General features: G+C 52.2%; 13 protein-coding genes. 11 read left to right on the top strand and 2 right to left on the bottom strand.

Features of this window, described 5'->3' with window-relative positions; translation table 11 throughout:
* Window positions 1-437 precede the first annotated feature (437 nt).
* Together JC793_RS15880 and JC793_RS15875 are read left to right on the top strand one after the other, a co-directional pair.
* Entirely contained in the window at window positions 438-2,147 is a 1,710-nt protein-coding gene (locus JC793_RS15880) for a pyridoxal phosphate-dependent decarboxylase family protein (RefSeq protein ID WP_218426643.1), read from the top strand.
* Window positions 2,148-2,525: 378 nt separating this feature from the next.
* Entirely contained in the window at window positions 2,526-3,842 is a 1,317-nt protein-coding gene (locus tag JC793_RS15875) for a sodium-dependent transporter (RefSeq protein WP_166708519.1), read from the top strand.
* Between the two features lie 51 nt (window positions 3,843-3,893).
* On the opposite strand, the gene JC793_RS15870 is transcribed toward JC793_RS15875, so the two are convergent.
* Window positions 3,894-6,689, bottom strand: a complete 2,796-nt coding sequence (locus JC793_RS15870) for an autotransporter outer membrane beta-barrel domain-containing protein (protein WP_218426641.1) — start codon at window positions 6,687-6,689, stop codon at window positions 3,894-3,896.
* 931 nt (window positions 6,690-7,620) lie between these two features.
* Here JC793_RS15870 and hybO point away from each other — a divergent pair.
* Genes hybO through hypA form a run of 7 tightly spaced genes read left to right on the top strand, consistent with a single transcriptional unit; the run spans window position 7,621 to window position 13,923 of the window.
* Window positions 7,621-8,754: a hydrogenase 2 small subunit gene (gene hybO, locus JC793_RS15865; protein WP_182105284.1), complete on the top strand. Its 1,134-nt coding sequence runs from the start codon at window positions 7,621-7,623 to the stop codon at window positions 8,752-8,754.
* Between the two features lie 2 nt (window positions 8,755-8,756).
* Window positions 8,757-9,740, top strand: coding sequence for a hydrogenase 2 operon protein HybA (hybA, locus tag JC793_RS15860; protein ID WP_218426639.1), 984 nt, complete (start codon window positions 8,757-8,759; stop codon window positions 9,738-9,740).
* On the top strand, window positions 9,730-10,911 hold the full coding sequence (gene hybB, locus JC793_RS15855; protein WP_166708515.1) for a Ni/Fe-hydrogenase cytochrome b subunit: 1,182 nt from the start codon (window positions 9,730-9,732) through the stop codon (window positions 10,909-10,911). The genes hybA and hybB overlap by 11 nt, the downstream gene beginning before the upstream one ends.
* Entirely contained in the window at window positions 10,908-12,611 is a 1,704-nt protein-coding gene (gene hybC, locus JC793_RS15850; protein WP_218426636.1) for a hydrogenase 2 large subunit, read from the top strand. Before hybB ends, hybC begins: the two co-directional genes overlap by 4 nt.
* Complete coding sequence (locus JC793_RS15845) at window positions 12,611-13,105, top strand: HyaD/HybD family hydrogenase maturation endopeptidase (protein WP_218426634.1); 495 nt, start codon at window positions 12,611-12,613, stop codon at window positions 13,103-13,105. Before hybC ends, JC793_RS15845 begins: the two co-directional genes overlap by 1 nt.
* Window positions 13,098-13,589 (top strand): hydrogenase-2 assembly chaperone, encoded by a 492-nt coding sequence (gene hybE / locus JC793_RS15840; protein WP_218426632.1) that lies wholly within the window; start codon window positions 13,098-13,100, stop codon window positions 13,587-13,589. Before JC793_RS15845 ends, hybE begins: the two co-directional genes overlap by 8 nt.
* Window positions 13,582-13,923: a hydrogenase maturation nickel metallochaperone HypA gene (hypA, locus tag JC793_RS15835; RefSeq protein WP_052926597.1), complete on the top strand. Its 342-nt coding sequence runs from the start codon at window positions 13,582-13,584 to the stop codon at window positions 13,921-13,923. The genes hybE and hypA overlap by 8 nt, the downstream gene beginning before the upstream one ends.
* Window positions 13,924-13,926: 3 nt before the next feature.
* On the opposite strand, the gene ampR is transcribed toward hypA, so the two are convergent.
* On the bottom strand, window positions 13,927-14,802 hold the full coding sequence (ampR, locus tag JC793_RS15830; protein WP_166708510.1) for a LysR family transcriptional regulator AmpR: 876 nt from the start codon (window positions 14,800-14,802) through the stop codon (window positions 13,927-13,929).
* A gap of 110 nt (window positions 14,803-14,912) precedes the next feature.
* On the opposite strand from ampR, the gene blaDHA reads away from it, so the two are divergent.
* On the top strand, window positions 14,913-16,052 hold the full coding sequence (blaDHA, locus tag JC793_RS15825; protein ID WP_046892959.1) for a DHA family class C beta-lactamase: 1,140 nt from the start codon (window positions 14,913-14,915) through the stop codon (window positions 16,050-16,052).
* Between the two features lie 194 nt (window positions 16,053-16,246).
* Window positions 16,247-22,162 (top strand): alpha-2-macroglobulin, encoded by a 5,916-nt coding sequence (locus JC793_RS15820; RefSeq protein WP_218426630.1) that lies wholly within the window; start codon window positions 16,247-16,249, stop codon window positions 22,160-22,162.
* Window positions 22,163-22,166: the final 4 nt, after the last annotated feature.

The following is a 22,166-nucleotide window of genomic DNA, read 5'->3' as shown; positions in this document are numbered from 1 at the left end:
TGGCGGGAGAAGTGAACGACTACGGAAAACGCAAAAAACAGCAAAATAGCCGTAATTTTTCAGCAGAAGGAAAATAACAGCAGAATCTGATTGAGTAATAAAATTAAACAATTAGTCATTTGCTATTACCTCGGCGTTGTTAATAAATTGTATTTTGCATTATTTTCCGGAATAAAAAACTGGATATTTGCATATTGAGTAAATTTAAAAACTGGTTTTTATTTGTTTTATAGAGTAAAAATTTGTGATCGCTGCGTCATTTTTCAAAAAAATTTAGTGATTCAAAAATGATGGTTATTTTTATAATTAATTGATTTTGTTTATTTTATCATGTATTTGTTACTACGATTTATAGTTAGGCAATCATTTAAATAGCAATGATTTTAGCGCAAAATAATGACATTACCTCAGTGTAATTTACTATTTTGGAGCTCATTGTGAATCAGTCAGAACTTATCACGCTCGCGTCCGCGAATGCGTTAAATAAAGATTTCGACGTTAAATACCAAAACGTCATCAGTGATTTCTTCAGCCGGGACCCCGGTAAATGGCCGATTTTTAATCATCCGCAAATTCAGGCGATTACTCAGTTTCGTCAGACTACCGAAGCCGATATACAGCAGATAAACCGCTACCCGCAGGGTAAGGATCTTTTTGCTCAGCTGGCCGGTGAATCTCATGTGCGTCAGAACGTGATCCGTCCGGGGGAAGGGCAGGATAATTTGCTGGTGTTTGCTTCCGCGCTGTGTAAAAACTGGGAAAACCCGCTGGCGGTGGAAAACGTTATCGCTATGCCGTCAGACCCGGCGGTTTATGGTTCGATGCTGGGATTACTGGGTAACCCGAATATGGTGTACTGCGAGTACTCCGGTGTGGCGGATAACATGGAAAAAACCGTTATCCGGAAAGTCGCCAATCTGATTGGTTATGATGCGGACAAAGCCTCAGGCCTGTTCACCCAGGGCGGGACAATGTGCAACCTGTACGGCTATCTGTTCGGGATACGAAAATCACTGAAGCAGTCAAAACACCTTGGTATGTCCGTTGATCAGGATTTCCGGATCATCAACTCGCAGGGCGGTCACTACTCCAATATGACTAACCTGTCCCTGTTAGGGGTGGATATTACCAATAAAACAATCCGTATCCGTGTTGCATCGGATAATACTATTGATCTTGCAGATCTGGAGCAGCAAATCCGCGCCTGCTATACCGTTCACTGTAAGATTCCGGTGATCCTGCTGACTGCGGGGACAACAGATACCTTTGGTGTGGATGAAATCAAACAGGTTTATGATCTGCGCAACCGTCTGTGCGAAGAATTTGAAATCACCGAAAAACCGCATATTCATGTGGATGCGGCGGTCGGCTGGCCGATTATTTTCTTTATTGATTATGATTTTGCCGCTAACCCGCTGGCGATTAACGATGCCACCCTGGCCGGTCTGCGCCATAATGTGGCTAAATTCAAACAGCTGAAATATGCGGATTCCATTACTATCGATTTCCACAAATGGGGTTATGTACCGTATACCTCCAGCCTTGTGATGGTGCGTGACGGTGATGATTTCAAAGCACTGGAAAATGATCCCGAAAACTTCACCTATTTTGAGCATGCGCTGGAAGGGCAGACTCACCTGCAATCCACCATTGAATGCAGCCGCAGTGGTGTCGGCGTATTCGGTGCGTATGCAGGGTTACATTATCTGGGGATTGAAGGTTATCAGACCATCATTGCGCACTGTCTGCAAAATGCGAACTACATGCGCAACCAGCTGTTGTCTATGGGAAATGCCTGTGTGATGGCGCCGGAAAATCAGGGGCCGAGTGTTGGTTTCCGTCTCTATTCACCAAAACTGGTGAATGATCCGCAGGCCATGTTTGAGCATGAACTGACCTGTGCCGGGGATAAAACAGCCTATGACATGATGGTGCGTAACAGCCGCTGGCACCGCGAATTATTCCTGAAACGCGGCAAAGCGGGTCTGTTTACCAACTGGGTGGACTCTATCGCCTGTTCGGCCTACGCAGAACATAACCGGTTTGCCTATATCCCCGGGGAAAAAGCGGTCTTTATGAACCCGGTTACGCAGCGTCACCACATCGATGCATTTGCAAAAATGCTTAAAACCATGAGTGCAGAATAAAAAAAAGGATGTTTTTTTCTTTTCTGTTTGTGGTATAAGAGAAAAAGAGCGTCACGGCAGTGTCTTGTACCGGCACTGTCAGTGAGGCAAAAATTAACGATTTTCAGAGAAGAGTAAACCGATGAACTGCATGATGAACCGTCAGCTAAGCCTAAACCTACTACTCAGTTAGGTGGCTTCGTTTATCTGTTTTTCTTCATAAGCCACCAGTAAGGTGGCTTTTTTGTGTGTATAAACCTGCTGGTGGAACTGTTTTATTTTCGGGAGAGTTCCTATGATGTCAGGTTTTACCGCAAGGATTAATATCAGCGTAATTTCACGATCGGTCTGCTGTTCTGCCGCCGCTTCTGTCTCTCAGATGACACCGCAGGAGGCCGTATGAGTCAGCAATGGACATCCCGCTTCGGTCATATCCTGGCAGCAGCCGGATCGGCTATCGGTATCGGCGCTATCTGGAAATTTTCGTATGTTGCCGCCAATAACGGCGGTGGTGCCTTCCTGGTGGTTTTCCTCTTATTCAGCTTTATTATCGGTCTCGCGGTATTACTGGCTGAAAATATCCTCGGCAGCAGCACCCGTTCCGAAGCCGTCAGTGCCTTCAAAAAAATGATGGGACGTCACTGGGCGTGGATCGGGGTGATCGGTGTATTCAGTTCCTGGTGTATTTACAGTTTTTACAGCGTGGTCGGCGGCTGGACTATCGGTTATACGGTGATGGCCGCTGCCGGTGAGCTGAATATTACCGACAGCAGCCAGCTGACCGGCATTTTCACCCGCTTTATCAGTAACCCGTGGTGGCCGGTGATTGCTCATCTGGTGTTTGCCGGGATAACCTGTTTTGTGGTCCTGGCCGGGGTTCAGCGCGGGCTGGAAAAATCCGTGAAAGTGATGATGCCGTTACTGTTTATTATTATGATCGTGCTGATTATCGTCGGGATAAGTTTACCGGGATCATCAGCGGGACTGAAAATGTTCCTGTATCCGGATTTCAGTAAACTGACCGGCAAAGGCGTGCTGGATGCGCTGGGTCTGGCGTTCTTCTCCCTCTCTATCGGGCTGGGTATCCACATTACGTACAGTGCGTATTTAACCGATAACAAAAGTATTGCCAATTCCAGTATGTGGGTGGTGATCCTCTCCTGTATGGTGTGTGTGCTGGCCGGTCTGATGATTTTCCCGGCATTATCGGCTGCGGGTCTGGAAGCGAATGCGGGTCCGGGTCTGACCTTTATGACCATGCCGGTGTATTTTGCCCATTTGCCGGGCGGCGCGGTGCTGGCGGTGACGTTCTTTGTGCTGTTGCTGATGGCGGCTCTGACATCCGCTATCTCCCTGCTGGAGCATATTGTGGCTTATGTTCAGATGCGTTTTCAGTGGACACGCCGCAGGGCGGGTCTGGTGGTGACCGCGTCAATTATGCTGATGGGTATTCCGGTGTCCTTATCTTTCGGGCCGTTAAGTGATGTGACGTTCGGCGGAAAAACGATTTTTGATATCCTCGATTACCTGACATCCAATATCCTGATGCCGTTGTTCGGTATTGCGGTCTGCCTGATTTTCGGCTGGTCGCGCAAAGCGAACGCCCTGATTCCGGAAAATATTACCGGACTGAAGCGTCAGAGTTTATTGCTGGTCTGGCGTTATGTGGGACCTATCTGTATCGGTGTGATTCTGGTACACGGACTGATCAGTTAATAACAGATAAAAACCGGCCTGCATATGCAGGCCGTTTTGCTTTCCGTTTTATCAGAACCGGTAATTTACACCCAGGAAGCCGCTGTACGGTGTTTCCTGTTTACTGCCGTTGGCGTAGTTGAATTCACCGTAGACAGCCCAGTTATTATTCAGTTTTGCATCAACACCAATACCGTACTTCCCGGTCGTGCCGGACATATCATTGGTCCGTTTTCCCTGCTTGTTCAGCTCCACATCCCCGTTTTTCAGGAATTCATGATTCACTGCCACACGGAGATACGGTTTGATTTGTGCACCGTTTTCCAGAACAAAATTTTTCCCGAAAGTGGCACCCAGCTCACCGCTGAATGACCGGGCGGCATCGGCTTTAATGCTCATCTCATTACTGTAGCGGTAATCCGCGCCCTGGCCGCGGAAGGCGGCAACCATGGCATACGGCTCAATAAAGTAATTCTCTTTTTCGAAATACTTACCGGTTTCAACCGAGAAGCCGATACCGTTGGTGTTACTGCTGGCGGAAGTTTTTCCTTCATTAAAGCTGGCGTCATAATCACTGCGGAAATGGTTGGCTTTCACCACGCCATCCACATAGATGCCGGATTTGTGCTGCCAGGTGGTGTAAACCCCGAGGCTGTAACTGTTAATGGTACCGTCGTTTTTATCCATCTTCAGAGAGGAGTGAGAATATCCCGCGACAATCCCGCTCCAGAGATCGCCGTTTTCCAGCTCCGTCATTTTGTCACCACCGGCAACAATCCCGCTGATATCATGACGGTAAGCGACTTCATTGTTACTGATATTGTGACGTCCGCCGGTGACTTTTGACCAGACACCGAGGTTCACCTGCGGGTTATTGCGCAGCTCACCGAGACGGGCGCGCAGTGTGCTCAGTTCACTCCGCCAGATCTGCGGCAGGGCGTTGGCAATCATCATTGCGGTTTTACTTGGCTCAGAGAGGTCCGGCAGTTCAGGTTCTGGTTTGGGCTCAGGTTTTGGATCCACGGGATTAACGGGGTCAACCGGATCCACCGGGTCTACAGGGTCAACGGGGTCAACCGGATCTACAGGGTCTACCGGCGGAGTCTCTTTGGTGGGTGACAGATACCATTCATCAGCTGAATCTTTATCCTGTACCAGATAATATTTATACGCCCCGAGATCCACACCCTTATTGGTCATGGTAAAGGTATCGTTCTGACTGCCTGCGGCGTGGATCAGATGATAGCGATCCGGGTCGGTGGTATTACTGACCAGCGCTTTACCGGAATCCATCACACGGACACCAAACTTACCGTCTGTTTTATCCGAGACACTGAGGAAATCCCCGCTGCCGTCCGCCAGGCTGGTATTCATCACAAACAGGCCGTTACCGGAGAGTTCTTTGATACTGAGCTGGCTGTTACGGCCGGTATTGCTGCTGCCGGGCTCATCGAAGACGGCGACACCGTTGTTCACCAGGTTATCGATAGTGACAACGGATTCACTGGTATCACCGTTATGGCGGATATAGAGATACGCATTATCACCGGCCAGATTCACGTTCTGAGCATACGAGCCTTTGCCGAAGTTGCCGAGCCACGGATGCTGATCCCCGCCTTCCATCACCAGAGAGCCGTCTTCCACATCCAGGTTATAGAAGGAGTAAGCACCGTAATCGAGGATGGTTTGTCCGCCGTTGCGGATGGTGGTGCCTTCTGTGCCGCCGTAAGCCAGAACATGCTGGATACCGCCGTCAACCAGAGTGGTGGCCGCTTCTGCATATTTGCCGGTAAGCTGAAGCCCGTCTTTATAAATCGTGGTATCAGAGGCTTTACCGTTCAGTCCGACATTCTGAACGCCGCCTGCCATAACCCGTGTATTAACAGCGGTCGGATCATCACCCCATTTTGCATCAGGATTGCTGCTCTCAACCCACTGACCGTTTTCCCAGTCCCCGCTGTGGTTTGTCACCAGTTGCTGACCATACACCACGGTATCCTCAACCGTCCCGGAGCGTACCCGCTGTGTACCGCCTGCATAGATTGTGGTGTTTTTGGCGCCGGTACGGTCATTGACATAGACAGACTGATAGCCGCCGTCATAGATATAGTTATTCAGTGCCAGCCCGGAAACCGCGTGATAGCTTCCTGTACCGGTAATATAGTTATTGGTGGCGGTGCCGCTGTCCTGTGTATAGGTACCGCCATTCTGAATAATGGTACTTTGGGTTTCTGCATCCGGATTACTGACAGGAATGTACAGCTCACCGCCATCGATCAGGGTATTTTCAGCATAAGCGTTATAGCCGATAGTCAGCTTACCGTCTTTATTTACACGGGTATTATAAGCCGATACCCGCTGTTTGGTGTCAGAGGCTGTGCGTAACTCCATCACACCAAAGGCATCCACGGTGGTGTTGTAGGATGTTGTACCGTTAGACATTTGCAGGTTAGCGATGTGTTTCGCATCAATGCCTTTCAGCGTAATACCGATAACACTGCTGTTATCAAAAGGGGTTTGTCTGAATGAATCGCCCAGATGAGTCGTTGAGTGCCCGATAGTTGTGCCGATCAGGTGGGTGTCATCCTTAAATATAACATTCGGCTTTTGAGCTGCTGAGTAATTGATATCTATTCCGGTCAGGTATTTATAACCTGCAATAGTGAATCCGGATCCTGCACTGACGTCCGCCAGTACATCAGCATCCGCATTGGTATAGTTACCACTTTTTTTAATGTCATTAATACGCGTTGATTCATCGCTGAAGGTAAATTCAGGAATCGGCTCAGGTGTTACAGCATAACCGGCAGAGGTATACGATATCCCCATTGCGGAAAGTATCAGAAAGGAGAGTTTATTGAGTTTCATTTTTTTGCCCGTGGTGATTTTGTAATAAGACGTCAAAATTCGTGTTATTTATTTAATAAATAAAAGAAAAAAAATTTATGCGGGGGCGGAAAGAGAATAACGTGATCCTAGAATTTTAGATAAGGTGAGTCAATGCAGGGGATTTCGGGAAATTTAAGAATGTCTGCGATGCTGCTTTTTTGCACAAAAAAGAGTAAGAAGGATGAAAATGAAATGATTGTTTCAGGTGATCATCACTATTAAAACGAATAATAAACAGAATATAAATTGTCCGCCTACGTATAAATAGTTGACTGTTTTACAGGGATAATCGTCTTATTATGAATTTTCTGGTGTTATTCACTATTTTAACTCCTTTATGTGGTGATAGCAGCTGGTTCGTTGGATTTGATTTATTCCGGAAGGAAAATAAGAAACTTAATGTTAATTGATTTAAATCAAAATGAATAATTTACCATATTATAGTAATTGATTTTTATGTGACAAATAGGCAGGTAATTTTATTAAAAACGGTATTTATTTGTGCTTAACCGATTAAATAATACCGGATGAGAATGTATTTCATTTTTGTTTTTAACAACAAGGGGGTGTGAAATTTATTATTTTTGTTGGCTCAGTTAATTCTGAAAACACCCGGGGTTGTATCTGATAAGCCAGTAAAATGCAGATGGTAAATGTTGTCTTTTTTCCTGACCGCAGTGGAAAATTCCGGTATTCTTATTGCAGGTTGTCGGTGAGTTATATTTTAAATTGATATAAATTAATAAAACCGATAAATAGATTAAATGTTAAAAATAGAAAAAATTCTCATTATCTGTAAAATAATATTTTTGTTATTATCTTTTTGTTTATTAATTATGTTCCGTGTCTCAGTAATTTAATAATAATCGTATTATGTTAATATTAAATTAACACAACGGAATTACAGAGAATGATCGACGATAATACGTTAATTACTTCTGATATGACTTCTGAGGGTATTGACCGGCGAAGCTTTCTGAAACTCTGCGCGGCCTTAGCGGCCACCATGGGTCTCAGTGCAAATGCATCTGCCGAAATCGCGGCGTCCGTCAGCCGTAAGGATTGTCCCCCCGTTATCTGGATATCTGCACAGGAGTGTACCGGTTGCACTGAGTCCCTGCTCCGGGCGACGCACCCGACCATCGAAAATCTCATCCTTGATATGATCTCACTGGAGTACCACGAGGTACTCTCGGCGGCATTCGGTCATCAGGCGGAAGCCAACAAGCACAATGCGATTGAGAAATACAAAGGCAAATATGTGCTGGTGGTGGACGGCTCTGTACCGCTGAAGGATGACGGTATTTACTGCATGATCGCCGGTGAGCCGATTGCGGATCATATCCGTCGTGCGGCGGAGGGTGCCGCCGCGATTATTGCTATCGGTTCCTGCGCCGCATGGGGCGGAGTGGCGGCTGCCGGTGATAACCCGACCGGTGCGGCATCGCTGGAAACGGTTCTGCCGGGCAAGACCGTGATTAATATTCCGGGCTGCCCGCCTAACCCGCATAACTTTCTGGCCACCGTGGCGCATATCATTACTTACGGCAAAGCGCCGGGACTGGATAACAAAAACCGGCCGCTGTTTGCGTACGGTCGTCTGATCCACGAACACTGTGAACGCCGCGCTCACTTTGACGCAGGACGTTTTGCCAAAGCGTTTGGTGATCACGGACACCGTGAGGGCTGGTGCCTCTATCATCTCGGCTGCAAAGGACCGGAAACGTACGGTAACTGCTCCACATTGCAGTTCTGTGATGTCGGCGGTGTGTGGCCGGTGGCGATCGGGCATCCCTGCTATGGCTGTAATGAGGCCGGTGTCGGCTTTCATAAAGGCATTCATCAGCTTGCGGGCGTGCAGAACCAGACACCACGCGCCGAAAAACCGGATGTGGATCTGAAAGAGGGCGGTTCGGTATCGGGCGGCGCTATCGGTCTGCTTGGCGGCGTGGTTGGTCTGGTGGCCGGTGTCAGTGTGATGGCTGTCCGTGAGCTGGGGCGTCAGCAGAAGAAAAACCGGAACGGCGATCCGCGGGGAGAGTAACTGTGAACAGGCGTGACTTTATTAAAGCGGCGTCCGGCGGGGCACTGCTGTTAGGTAATACATCTGTGAGCCGGGCGGCGGCGGAAAACCGTCCGCCGATCCCCGGTGCATCGGGCATGCTGTATGACTCCACTCTGTGTATCGGCTGTCAGGCGTGTGTGACCAAATGTCAGGATATCAACTTCCCCGTCCGTAATCCGGAGGGCGCGCAGACCTGGTCCAACAATGACAAATTATCCCCGTACACCAATAACATTATCCAGGTGTGGACGAGCGGCAGCGGTGAACACAAAGATCAGGAAAAAGACGGCTACGCCTATATCAAAAAGCAATGTATGCATTGTGTTGATCCGAACTGTGTCTCTGTCTGCCCGGTCGGCGCGCTGAAAAAGCATCCGGTGACCGGTATTGTGCATTATGACAAGGATATCTGTACCGGCTGCCGTTACTGCATGGTGGGCTGCCCGTATGACGTGCCGAAATATGACTATAACAACCCGTTCGGTGCGATCAGCAAATGCGAACTCTGTAACCAGAAAGGCGTTGAACTGCTCGATAAAGGCGGTTTGCCCGGCTGTGTGGAGGTTTGTCCGACCGGCGCTATCATCTTCGGCTCCCGTGAAGATCTGATGAGTGAGGCAAAAAAACGCCTCGGGCTGAAAGCCGGCGAAGAATATGCCTATCCGCGCCAGACACTGAAAACCGGTGATAACTATAAACATCCCGTACCGTCTTATTACCCGCATCTGTATGGTGAAAAAGAGGGCGGCGGAACGCAGGTGATGGTGCTGACCGGCGTGCCGTACCAAAATCTGCAACTGCCGGAACTGGCTGAACTCTCCACCGGGGCCCGCTCTGAAAACATCCAGCACACCTTGTACAAAGGGATGATCCTGCCGCTGGCAGTACTGGCCGGGCTTACCGTGCTGGTGCGCCGCAACAGTAAAAATGACACTCACGACGGAGGTGATGATCATGAATCATGATCCCAAACCCCTCGGCGGAAAATTATTCAGTAAGCCGATCATCATTTTCGGACCGCTTGTTATCCTCTGTGTGCTGCTTATCGTCAAACGTCTGATTTTCGGACTGGGGTCTGTCTCTGATCTGAACGGCGGCTACCCCTGGGGGATCTGGATTGCCTTTGACCTGCTGATCGGCACCGGTTTTGCCTGTGGCGGCTGGGCACTGGCGTGGGCGGTGTATGTATTTAACAAAGGGGAATACCACCCGCTGGTACGTCCGGCACTGCTGGCGAGCCTGCTGGGATATTCACTGGGCGGATTATCTATCACCATCGACCTCGGCCGTTACTGGAATATGCCGAACTTTTTTATTCCGGGGATTTTTAACGTCAACTCTGTTCTGCTGGAAACGGCGGTCTGTATGACGATTTATATCGGCGTGATGGCGCTGGAACTGGCACCGGCATTCTGTGAGCGTATGGGCTGGAAAGTCTCGCTTAAACGGCTGAACAAAATCATGTTTTTTGTGATAGCGCTCGGTGCGCTGTTACCGGCGATGCATCAGTCCTCGATGGGGTCACTGATGATTGCAGCCGGTCACAAGGTCTATCCGCTGTGGCAAAGCTATGAAATGCTGCCGCTGTTCTCCCTGCTCACCGCCTTTATTATGGGATTCTCCATTGTGGTCTTTGAGGGCTCGCTGGTACAGAGCGGCCTGAAAGGCAACGGTCCGGATGAAAAACGCCTGTTTGGTAAACTGGCACTGACCGTCAGTGTGCTGATGGCGCTGTTTCTGATCCTGCGCTTCGGGGAACTGATTTACCGCGGTAAGCTCGGGCTTGCTTTCGCCGGGGATTACTACGCCGTCCTGTTCTGGTGTGAGATCCTGCTGATGGTGTTTGCACTGGCGGTCTTCAGTATCCCGGCGTTCCGCCGCGATTCCCGTCTGCTCTACACTGGTGCGGTGAGTATGCTGCTCGGCTGTGCGGCCTGGCGTCTCGCCTATTCATTGCTGGCGTTTGATCCGGGCAATGGCTATCACTACTTCCCGTCAGCAGAAGAACTGTTAATTTCCATTGGTTTCGTGGCTGTTGAGATCTGCGCTTACCTTTTCCTGATCCGCCTGTTACCGATACTCCCTGCAGTCAATAAAACCGCAGCTCACCCTTATCATGAGGCAAGCAAGTCATGAGCCAGAGAATTACGATTGATCCGGTTACCCGTATCGAAGGACATTTACGCATCGACTGTGAAATTGATGATGGTGTGGTGACCAAAGCCTGGGCGTCAGGCACGATGTGGCGCGGAATGGAAAAAATTGTCAAAGGTAAGGACCCGCGCGATGCGTGGATGATCCTCCAGCGTATCTGCGGCGTCTGTACCACCACACATGCCCTGGCATCAGTACGCGCCGTGGAAAACGCCCTGAATCTGGATGTGCCGGTGAATGCGCAGTATATCCGCAATATCATTCTGGCGGCGCACACCACCCATGACCATATCGTCCATTTTTATCAGCTTTCCGCGCTGGACTGGGTGGATATTACCTCCGCGCTGAACGCGGACCCGGCAAAAGCCTCTGCCATGCTGAACGGTGTGTCTGACTGGCCGCTGAACAGCACGCAGGAATTCATCAAGGTACAGGATAAAATCAAAGCACTGGTGGAGAGCGGCCAGCTGGGGATTTTTGCCAACGGCTACTGGGGACATCCGGCGATGCAGTTGCCGCCGGAAGTGAACCTGATTGCGGTCGCGCACTATTTGCAGGCGCTTGAATGCCAGCGCGATGCCAACCGTATCGTGGCGCTGCTGGGCGGAAAAACGCCGCATATCCAAAACCTGGCGGTCGGTGGGGTTGCGAACCCGATTAATCTCGACGGTATCGGTGTGCTGAACCTGGAACGTCTGATGTATATCAAATCATTTATCGACAAGCTGAATGATTTTGTTGAACAGGTTTATAAGATTGATACCGCGGTGATTGCTGCGTTTTACCCGCAGTGGTTTGAAACCGGGCAGGGCGCGGTGAACTACCTGAGTACCCCGGAGTTTCCGACGGACGGCAAAAACGGCAGTTTCCTGTTCCCGGGCGGCTACATTGAGGATTCCGATTTAACGACGTTCCGCCCGATAGATTCTCAGACCGATCCTTTCCTGCTGGACGGTATTCAGGAAAGCTCTCCGCACTCCTGGTATCAGGACGAAGCGCCGCAGAAACCTTGGGAAGGCACAACCGAGCCGAAATACACCGGCTGGGACCCGGACGGCAAATACTCGTGGGTGAAATCGCCGACGTTGTACGGCAAAACCGTGGAGGTCGGGCCGCTGGCCAATATGTTCTGCAAACTGGCGGCGAAACACCCCGGTACAGCTGAAAAACTGAATGAAATTATTGCGGTTTATCAGACGCTGACCGGTAATCCGCTGGAAGTCAGACAGCTGCATTCCACGCTCGGCCGGATTATCGGCCGTACGGTGCACTGCTGTGAGTTACAGGCGGTGTTGCAGCATCAGTATGCTGCGCTGATCGCCAATATCGGCACCGGCGATCACATCACGTATGTGAAGCCGGAATTCCCGGCCACCGGCGTGATAAAAGGCGTGGGTTTCCTGGAAGCACCGCGCGGTATGTTATCGCACTGGGTGGTTATCAAAGACGGTGTGATTGAAAACTATCAGGCGGTGGTACCGTCCACCTGGAACTGCGGGCCGCGCAATCACGATAATGTGGCGGGGCCGTATGAGCAGTCGCTGGTCGGGCTGAAAATTGCCGATCCGGAAAAACCGCTGGAAGTAGTGCGCACTATCCATTCATTCGACCCGTGTATGGCATGTGCGGTTCATATTGTTGATATTGATGGCCGTGAAACGGTATCAGTGAAGGTGCTGTGATGCGGATACTGGTATTAGGTACCGGCAATATTCTGCTGACTGACGAGGCCATCGGCGTGCATATCGCGCAAGCGCTGGCGGATCGCTATATCCTGCCGGACTATGTGGATGTGATGGACGGCGGCACGGCGGGGATGGAACTGCTCGGCAGCATGGCCGGGCGGGATCATCTGATTATCACCGATGCGATTGTGACAACGAAAAGTGCGCCGGGCACGATCCGGATTCTGCGGGATGAAGAGGTTCCGGCGTTGTTCACCAATAAAATCTCCCCGCATCAGCTGGGATTGTCTGATGTCCTGTCCGCACTGCGTTTTACCGGGGAATTTCCCGCTAAACTGACGCTGGTGGGCGTGGTTCCGGCGTCGCTGGAGCCGGGGATCGGCATGACCCCGCTGCTGGAAACGGTGGTTGAACCGGCATTACAGCAGGTGCTGGCGATACTCCGCGAATCGGGTGTTGAGGCCGTGAAAAAGGAGGCCGCGCATGTCTGAGGAGATTCAGGGGTTTATGCACAGTCCGGCAGAGCAGATCCGCGCTGCGTTTGAACGGATTGCTGCAGATACCATGCACGACCTTCCTTTTCTGCATCCGTCGGTGCCGGTGTATGTGACGGAACTGACATTGTTTGAAGGGCAGTGGACGGGCTGTGTGATCACGCCGTGGATGTGCAGCGCGGTGATTTTTCCGGGGCCGGATCAGCTCTGGCCGCAGCGCAAAGTCAGTGAAAAAATCGGCCTGCGGCTGCCGTACGGCACCATGACATTCACTGTCGGTGAGCTGGAGGGCGTATCTCAGTATCTGGCGTGTTCGCTGTTGTCGCCGCTGCCGCATACGCTCTTACCGCAGGAGGGATTACGGCTGGCGGATGACTGCGCGCGGATGCTGCTCTCGCTGCCGGTCACGGACCCGGATGTACCGGCAATGGCCGGGCGGAGAGCACTGTTCACCGGTAAACGGGTGCCCCGGTATGCATGAGTTGTCCCTGTGTATGAGTGCGGCGGATATTATCCGCGAACAGGCCGCGCGGCACGGTATCACGCGGGTGACGGATGTCTGGCTGGAAGTCGGTGCTCTGGCGGATGTGGAAGAGAGCGCACTGCATTTCAGTTTTGATATCGCCTGCCGCGATACCGTAGCTCAGGGCTGCACACTGCATATTGATGTTATCCCGGCGCAGGCCTGGTGCTGGGATTGCAGCCGTGAGGCCGAAATCATGCAGCACGCCGGGTGCTGTCCGCACTGCGGCAGCGAACGGCTGCGCATCAGTGAGGGGGACGCTCTGCGGGTAAAAAGCCTGGAAGGTGAGTGAGTATCACTCTGCCGCTGCATTCAGCAGCCAGCGGGCAAACTGCTGCATGGCCGGGGTTTCCGTGCGGGACTGTAACCGGGTCAGCCAGTAGCCGCCGAGGGTGATCTCCGCAGTAAACGGCTGAATCAGGGCGCCCGACTGCAACAGGCGGCTGAACATGCTTACCGGTGCAATCGCGACCCCGACCCCCAGCTGCGCGGCTTCCGCCATCGCCAGTGAGGTATCAAACACCATCACCGGTTGTGACGGGGAGGGCGGAGTACCGCCCGCACAGGCCAGCCAGCGGCTCCATTCATCCCGGCGGAACGAGCGCAGCAGCGTAAAACGATGGACATCATCCGGCTGCTGTAACTGTTCTGCCACAGCCGGTGAGCACATAGGAGAGTGCGGTGCACTGAAAATCAGTTCCGCATCCGATTCATGCCACGCACCGTTACCGAAGCGGATAGTATAATCATGCCCCTCGGCTGCCGGGTCCACATGGTTATTATGTGTCGAGATATGCAGATCAATATGCGGATGGCTGTCATAAAATCCGGCCAGACGCGGCAGCAGCCAGCCTGCGGCAAATGTCCCGACCACCCCCACGTTTACCCGCTCACGGAACTGTCCGTGAGAGAAACACTCCAGGGTATCCGCAATCCGGTCAAATGCCTCATTGAGCACCGGCAGTAATCCCTCGCCCTCATGAGTCAGCACCAGCCCGCGGGATACGCGGGTAAACAGTGCGCAACCCAGCTGCTCCTCCAGCACTTTAACCTGCTGGCTGACCGCGGCATGGGTGACGTTCAGCTCAATGGCCGCACGGGTAAAGCTGAGATGACGGGCGGCGGCCTCAAAGGCACGCAGCGGGTTAAGGGGGAGATAGCGTCTGACCATAATTCACCTGTAAGTTTTTCTTTAGGCTCTTGTTATAATTAACCGTTTGTTCTGCTCCGCGAATCTGACGATACTTGCCGCCGTTACCCACACACGGAAGGTTAATTCTGATGACAAAATCTTTATCTGCAACACTGGTTTCCGCCCTGCTGGCCTTTTCTGCCCCGGGGTTCTCTGCCGCTGATAATGTCGCGGCAGTCGTCGACAGCACCATTAAACCGCTGATGGCACAGCAGGATATCCCCGGGATGGCAGTTGCTGTCTCCGTAAAGGGAAAACCGTATTACTTCAACTATGGTTTTGCGGATGTGCAGGCAAAACAGCCGGTCACTGAAAATACACTATTTGAACTCGGATCTGTAAGTAAAACTTTCACAGGTGTGCTGGGTGCGGTTTCCGTGGCGAAAAAAGAGACGTCGCTGAATGACCCGGCAGTCAAATACCAGCCTGAACTGACACAGCCGCAGTGGAAAGGGATCACCTTACTGGATCTGGCCACCTATACCGCAGGCGGGCTGCCGTTACAGGTGCCGGAAGCGGTGAAAAGCAGTGAGGATCTGCTGCATTTCTATCAGCAGTGGCAGCCGTCATGGCAACCGGGAAAGATGCGTCTGTATGCGAACAGCAGTATCGGCCTGTTCGGCGCGCTGACCGCGACAGCGGCGGGAATGCCTTATGAGCAGCTGCTGACCGCACGTATCCTGGCGCCGCTGGGGTTATCACATACCTTTATTACTGTACCGGAAAGTGCACAAAGTCAGTATGCATACGGTTATAAAAACAATCAGCCGGTACGGGTGACAGGGGGACCGCTCGATGCGGAGTCTTACGGGGTAAAATCCGCCTCAAAAGATATGCTGCGCTGGGCAGAAATCAATATGTCGCCGTCACGGGCGGGCAATGCGGATCTGGAAATGGCGATGTATCTCGCACAGACCCGTTACTATAAAACGGCGGCAATCAACCAGGGACTGGGCTGGGAGATGTATGACTGGCCGCAGCAGAAAGACATGATCATTAACGGCGTGACCAATGAAGTGGCATTGCAGCCGCATCCGGTAACGGATAATCAGGTTCAGCCGTATAACCGCGCTTCCTGGGTACATAAAACAGGGGCAACAACCGGTTTCGGTGCTTATGTGGCCTTTATTCCGGAAAAACAGGTGGCGATTGTGATTCTGGCAAATAAAAACTACCCGAATACCGAAAGAGTCAAAGCCGCACAGGCTATTTTGAGTGCGCTGGAATAATTTTTCCGGTGCTGCGGCCTCAGCGGACACGCAGGGGCCGTACTTTAAGATTATTCCTTATGCAATAATTTGCTTTATGGGCTGTTTTATGGAGGATGAGAGTATCGGGCACTGACAGCTTCCGGCCGGACCGGATTTCACTGTGTGCTGCGTCAAACTGATGTCAGGTTCAACACACAGAGGAAAATGTTGTCATGGACGTTTTGCGTTTTATCCTCCGCTTACCTTTTATCGTGCTGCGTCTGGCGGCACGTGTTCTTGTTTCTCTCTTTACACTGCTGGGTTTTCTGCTGCGCCCGTTTACCGGACGTATCCGCTGGGCGGTGCCGGGCTGGGTGACGTTTGCAGGGAATCAGCTTACCCGGCTGGAGCAGGGGGCAAACCGCTATCCGAAAACCATTTTTGCGTTATTACTGCTGATCGCCGCAGCGGCTGCCGGCAGCTATTACACCTGGCACTGGTATCAGAATAAGCCAAAGCCGGTGGATGTCGCACCGCTGGTGGTACAGGATATTTCCGCCTCGGTGACACGTCCTTCGGCGGTCAATTATAACCGTGATGATAATTCACCGCAGATTGTGACGGTGAGATTCTCCCGCTCTGCCGCGCCGGTAACGCTGATCGGCAAGCCGGTGACGACGGGGATTACCCTCACACCGGCAATGGACGGAGAATGGCGCTGGCGCAATGATCGTACTCTGGTATTCACGGCGAAAAAAATCTTCCCGATGGGCAAAACCTACACCGTCGATATGGATACCAAAACCCTGCTGGCACCGCAGGTGGCGTTAACAGAGAAACAAAAAACCTTTACCACACCTGAATTCTATTATCGCGGCGGTCAGGCGGAATTTTATCAGGACCCGCAGGATCCGATGAAAAAACACGCCATTATCGGCCTGACATTTAATGCGCCGGCAGATGTCAAAAATATGGAATCGCGCCTGTCCCTGACCCGTGACGGAAAGCCGGTGCCATACACCGTCAGTTATGATGATAAAAAACTCAAAGCCTGGATTCACTCCGGGCAGCTGGCTCTCAATGATACTGACAGTGAAGTGCTGCTGACAGTCAGAGCCGGTGTTGGTGCGGCGGTTCCGGCCAATACTACGGCGAAAGATGAAACTTTCCGGGTGATCGTACCAAACCGCTACAGCCTGGATGTTACCGGTATTGAAAGTCAGCTGGCGGAATCAGAGGACGGAAAAGATCGCCGTGTTCTGATTGTGTCATTCTCTGACCCTGTAAATGAAAAACAGGCCGGAAAAGCGGTCCGCGCCCGGTTGCTGCCGGAAAAACACCCTGATTATCATTCTGAGGGGATTTACGACGACTGGAAATCAGATGATATCAGCGACAAAGTCCTGGCATTATCACAGCCGGTGTCACTGATCCCGGATGATAATGAGCAGGAAAACCAGGCGGCATTCAGCTTCAGTTATCAGGCACCGGCCAACCGCTGGCTTCTGGTTGAAATCACCGGCGGCATGAGTTCGGCAGGCGGCTATTACCTGAAAACATCACGTTATCTGCCGGTGCGTGTCCCGGATTACCCGAAAACACTGCGTTTTATGTCAGATGGGGCGCTGTTGTCGATGAAAGGTGAAAAACAGATCACCGTCGCGGCACGTAACTTCCCGGGCCTGCAACTGGATGTGAAGCGGGTGATCCCCGGCCAGTTACAGCATATCGTCTCCTTTAAGGATAAAAACTTTACCTCAACGGATTTTAACCGCCTGAGTGATGAATATTTCACGGAGCACTTTACTTATCAGACGGCGCTGTCTGCCGCCGCTCCCGGCGATATTCAGTACAAAGGTATCGACCTGAGCAAATACCTCTCTGCTGATCCGTCCGCAAAACGCGGTATATTCCTGCTGAGCCTGCGGGCGTGGGACCCGGCTAAACCGGCGGAAACCCCGGAGACGGAAGGGTATGACGAGGGGGATGAAGAGTACGAAGGGGATACGGTTCTCGACTCGCGCTTTGTGGTGGTCACCGATATGGGGATTATCGCAAAATCATCCCGTGACGGCTCGCGTGATGTCTTTGTACAGTCCGTGTATACCGGCGAACCGGTGAGCGGAGCGAAAATCTCGGTGGTGGCCAAAAACGGCACCACACTGCTGAGCCGTGTCACCGGCAGTGACGGTCACGCCGCGTTCCCGCCCCTGCATGATTTCCGTAATGAGCAGATGGCGGTGATGTTCCTGGCCGAAAAAGAGGGGGATGTCTCCTTCCTGCCGGTCAATGCCTGGTATGACCGCCAGCCGGACTTCTCGCGCTTTGATGTGTACGGCGATGAAACACCGGAAGATCCGCGCACTCTCAGCAGCTATCTCTTCTCAGATCGCGGTATTTACCGGCCGGGGGAAACCTTTCATACCGGGCTTATCACCCGTACCTATGACTGGAAAACCCCGCTGACCGGTATCCCGCTGCGGGCGGAGATCCGCGACCCGCGCGACACGCTGATGCATTCACAGAAGATCACGCTGGATACCACCGGTTTCAGTGAACTGAGCTATACCACACCGGAAAACGCCCCGACCGGCGACTGGAATATCTATCTCTACCTGGAGGGCAAAGATGAGAATGATCTGCGCCTGCTCGGCACTACGACAGTCGTGGTGAAAGAGTTTGAACCGGACACCATGAAAGTGGCACTGAAACTGGCACCGGATCGTCAGCAGGGTTGGGTAAAACCGGATGAATTGCAGGCAGCGGTTGATGTGCAGAACCTGTTCGGCACCCCGGCACAGAACCGCCGTATCGCCACAAAAATGACCATGCGGCCGGTTTATCCGTCCTTCACGCAGTATCCGGATTACCGTTTCTATGAAGACAGCCGCAGTACGGATAACTTCGAAACGCAGCTTGAAGAGCGTACCAGCGATGAAAATGGCGCTGCACCGCTGGCATTAGGGCTGGAAAACTACGCGGAAGCGACCTATCAGTTACAGTTGTTCACTGAAGCCTTTGAACCGGGAAGCGGGCGTTCGGTCACCGCAGCGGCGCGGGTGCTGGTTTCTCCGCATGATTCACTGGTGGGCGTCAAAGCGGATGGTGATACCGGTTACATCAGTAAAGATGCACTCCGGATGCTGAATCTGATTGCGGTGGATCCGTCATTGACCCGGATTGAGAAAACCAATCTGAAACAGGTGCTTCTGGAGCGGAAGTACATTTCGGTGCTGATGCGCCAGCCGTCAGGTATCTTTAAATATCAGTCAAAACTGAAAGAAACCCGGATTGATGAGCAGCCGCTGACTATCAGCAGTACCGGAACGGATCTCACGCTGAATACCTCGAAACCCGGTCATTTTATCTTACAGGTGGAAGACGCGGACGGTGTTGTGCTGAACAGAACAGACTATACCGTGGCCGGTAACGCAAATATTACCCGCTCGCTGGATCGCAATGCAGAATTGCAGCTGACACTGGATAAAGAAGAATACAAACCGGGCGAAGAGATTGAAATTGCTGTCAATGCGCCATACACCGGCAGCGGCATTATCACTATTGAGCGCGACAAAGTGTATCAGTGGGTGTGGTTCCGTGCGGATACCACCAACTCGGTGCAGAAAATCCGCGTACCGGCAGAACTGACCGGCAACGGCTATGTGAATGTGCAGTTTGTCCGTGATATCAACTCCGATGAAATCTTTATGAGCCCGCTGAGTTTCGGCGTGCAGCCGTTCCGCGTCAGCCATGAGGCATTTAACGCGGGGATCTCGCTGACATCACCGGATGTCATGAAACCGGGCGAAAACCTGGCGGTTCATGTAAAAACTGCCTCACCGCAGAATGTGGTCGTCTTTGCGGTCGATGAGGGCATCCTGCAGGTGGCGCGTTACCGCCTGAAAGATCCGCTGGATTATTTCTTCCGCAAACGGGCGCTGGAAGTGAAAAGCACCCAGATCCTCGATCTGATCCTGCCGGAGTTCAGCAAGATGATGGCGCTGACCGCCGCACCGGGCGGGGATGCCGGAGAGGGAATCGATCTGCATCTTAATCCGTTCAAACGCAAGCGGGATGAGCCGGTGGCGTACTGGTCGGGGATCACCGCCGTTGATGGTGACGCGGTCTTTAATTATCAGGTGCCGGATTATTTCAACGGTAAGATCCGCGTGATGGCAGTATCGGTTTCACCTGACCGCATCGGCCACACGCAGAGCAGCACAACCGTGCGGGATGACTTTGTACTGACACCGAATATTCCGGCTATGGTTTCGCCGGGAGATGAGTTTGATGTCTCACTCGGTATCGCCAATAACCTGACCGGACTGAACGGTGAAGCGATGCCGCTGGATGTCACTGTCAGCGCTGGCCCGGCACTGGAAATTACCGGCAGCAACCGTGAGCAGATTACGCTTGGTGAGAAGAAAGAGACGGTGCTGTCGTTCCGTCTGAAAGCCAATGCGCTGCCGGGCACGGCGGATATCACTTTCCGTGTCACCTCGGGGGATAAATCGGCTGTCCGCACGCAGAATCTGTCGGTTCGTCCGGCGTCAGCTTACCGTACCCGCTCATCCCTCGGACGGATGGACGGTAAACAGCAGCGCGTAACTGCCCTGCGGCAGATGTTTGATAACTATGCCAAACGGGATGCCCGTGTCTCTTACTCTCCGATGGTGATGAGTGACGCACTGTCGCAGTATCTGGATAACTATCCGTACAACTGCTCGGAACAGATCACCAGCCGCGCCGTTCCGCTGCTGTTCCGCCAGCGTCATCCTGAACTCAGCGCATTGCAGTCACAGGCGGAGATCCGTCAGCAACTGCAACAAACCATGACCACACTACTGACACGGCAGAACGGGCAGGGTGGCATCGGTGCATGGCAGGCCGGGCCGGAAACCGACCCGTTTGTCACACTGTATGTGGTGCAGTTCCTGCTGGAAGCACAGGAGGCCGGTTATCCGGTACAGGAATCACTGCTCGCATCTGCCAATATTTACCTGAAAAAACTGGCGGCGAACCCGATGCTGAATACGCAGGATGACCTGAGGATGCGTGCCTTTGCTGTCTACCTGCTGACCCGTCAGGGAGAAGTCACCACCGGGCTGCTGGCTGAAGTACAGACACGGATGCAGAGCAGTTATCCGGATTCCTGGCAGGATGATCCGGGCGCGCTGTATCTTGCGGCATCCTACAAAATGCTGAAGATGGATAAACAGGCGGATATGATGCTGGCGCCAACGTGGAAAGCCCTGAACACGGCTTACAACAAAGCATGGTGGACACGGAGCTATCTCGATCCGCTGGTGCAGGACAGCACACGGCTCTACCTGATTGTCCGTCATTTCCCGGAAAAAGTGTCTGCTATCCCGCCGCAACTGCTGGAAAACATGGTGCTGCGCTTTAAAGAGGAACGTTACACCACCTATTCAGCAGCCATGAGTATTCTGGCAATGGAACATTACAGCCGCTATATGCAGCAAAGCGGGGCGGATGCCGGTGAGCTTTCTGTCAGTGTTCTGAAAGGCAAAGAAGCGCCTGAAGTGATTTCGGTGATGAAAAATGCCACTGCCACCGGACAATTCAGTGACGGTGTCAGTGAAATCCGCTTTGATAATCCGTCGGATAACCCAGCCTGGTATGTGGTGACAGAATCCGGTTTTGACCGCACACCGCCGGAAGCCGCGGTGGCGAAAGGGCTGGAAATCAGCCGCGATTACCTGAATGAAAAAGGTGAGGTGATAAACAGTGCCGCACAGGGCGAAAAAGTCTATGTCCGCCTGCATATCCGCGCCAATGCAAAACAGGGGCTGAATAATATTGTGGTGGCGGATCTGCTGCCGGGCGGGTTTGAAGTGGTGCGTCAGGACCCGGAAGCGGCGGACAGTCTGCAACTGTCACAACTTCCGTTCAGCACCGGCCGCCGCTGGGTGCCGGACTTCAGTGATGCCCGCGAGGACAGAGTGCTGATCTACGGCAGTGCCGCGGCGGAGATACAGGAATTTATCTATCAGATAAAACCGGTGAATACAGGGCGCTTTATCATTCCTCCGGCCTTTGGCGAAGCTATGTATGACCGGGAGATTCAGGCGCAGTCTGCGGCAGCCGGGGTATTTACGGTTCTGCCGCCTGCCGGTGACAAACCCTGAATGC

This window comes from Morganella morganii, from assembly GCF_019242955.1.
GTDB classification, from domain to species: domain Bacteria; phylum Pseudomonadota; class Gammaproteobacteria; order Enterobacterales; family Enterobacteriaceae; genus Morganella; species Morganella sibonii.
The sequence above is the reverse complement of the archived record's forward strand: the minus strand, read 5'-3'. Positions and strand labels throughout refer to the sequence as shown.

Excerpts from the sequence above, each read along its gene's own strand:
- JC793_RS15875 (WP_166708519.1), top strand. The coding sequence starts at position 2,526 with ATGAGTCAGCAATGGACATCCCGCTTCGGTCATATCCTGGCAGCAGCC.
- JC793_RS15870 (WP_218426641.1), bottom strand. The coding sequence starts at position 6,689 with ATGAAACTCAATAAACTCTCCTTTCTGATACTTTCCGCAATGGGGATA.
- hybO (WP_182105284.1), top strand. The coding sequence starts at position 7,621 with ATGATCGACGATAATACGTTAATTACTTCTGATATGACTTCTGAGGGT.
- hybB (WP_166708515.1), top strand. The coding sequence starts at position 9,730 with ATGAATCATGATCCCAAACCCCTCGGCGGAAAATTATTCAGTAAGCCG.
- hybC (WP_218426636.1), top strand. The coding sequence starts at position 10,908 with ATGAGCCAGAGAATTACGATTGATCCGGTTACCCGTATCGAAGGACAT.
- JC793_RS15845 (WP_218426634.1), top strand. The coding sequence starts at position 12,611 with ATGCGGATACTGGTATTAGGTACCGGCAATATTCTGCTGACTGACGAG.
- hybE (WP_218426632.1), top strand. The coding sequence starts at position 13,098 with ATGTCTGAGGAGATTCAGGGGTTTATGCACAGTCCGGCAGAGCAGATC.
- hypA (WP_052926597.1), top strand. The coding sequence starts at position 13,582 with ATGCATGAGTTGTCCCTGTGTATGAGTGCGGCGGATATTATCCGCGAA.
- ampR (WP_166708510.1), bottom strand. The coding sequence starts at position 14,802 with ATGGTCAGACGCTATCTCCCCCTTAACCCGCTGCGTGCCTTTGAGGCC.
- blaDHA (WP_046892959.1), top strand. The coding sequence starts at position 14,913 with ATGACAAAATCTTTATCTGCAACACTGGTTTCCGCCCTGCTGGCCTTT.
- JC793_RS15820 (WP_218426630.1), top strand. The coding sequence starts at position 16,247 with ATGGACGTTTTGCGTTTTATCCTCCGCTTACCTTTTATCGTGCTGCGT.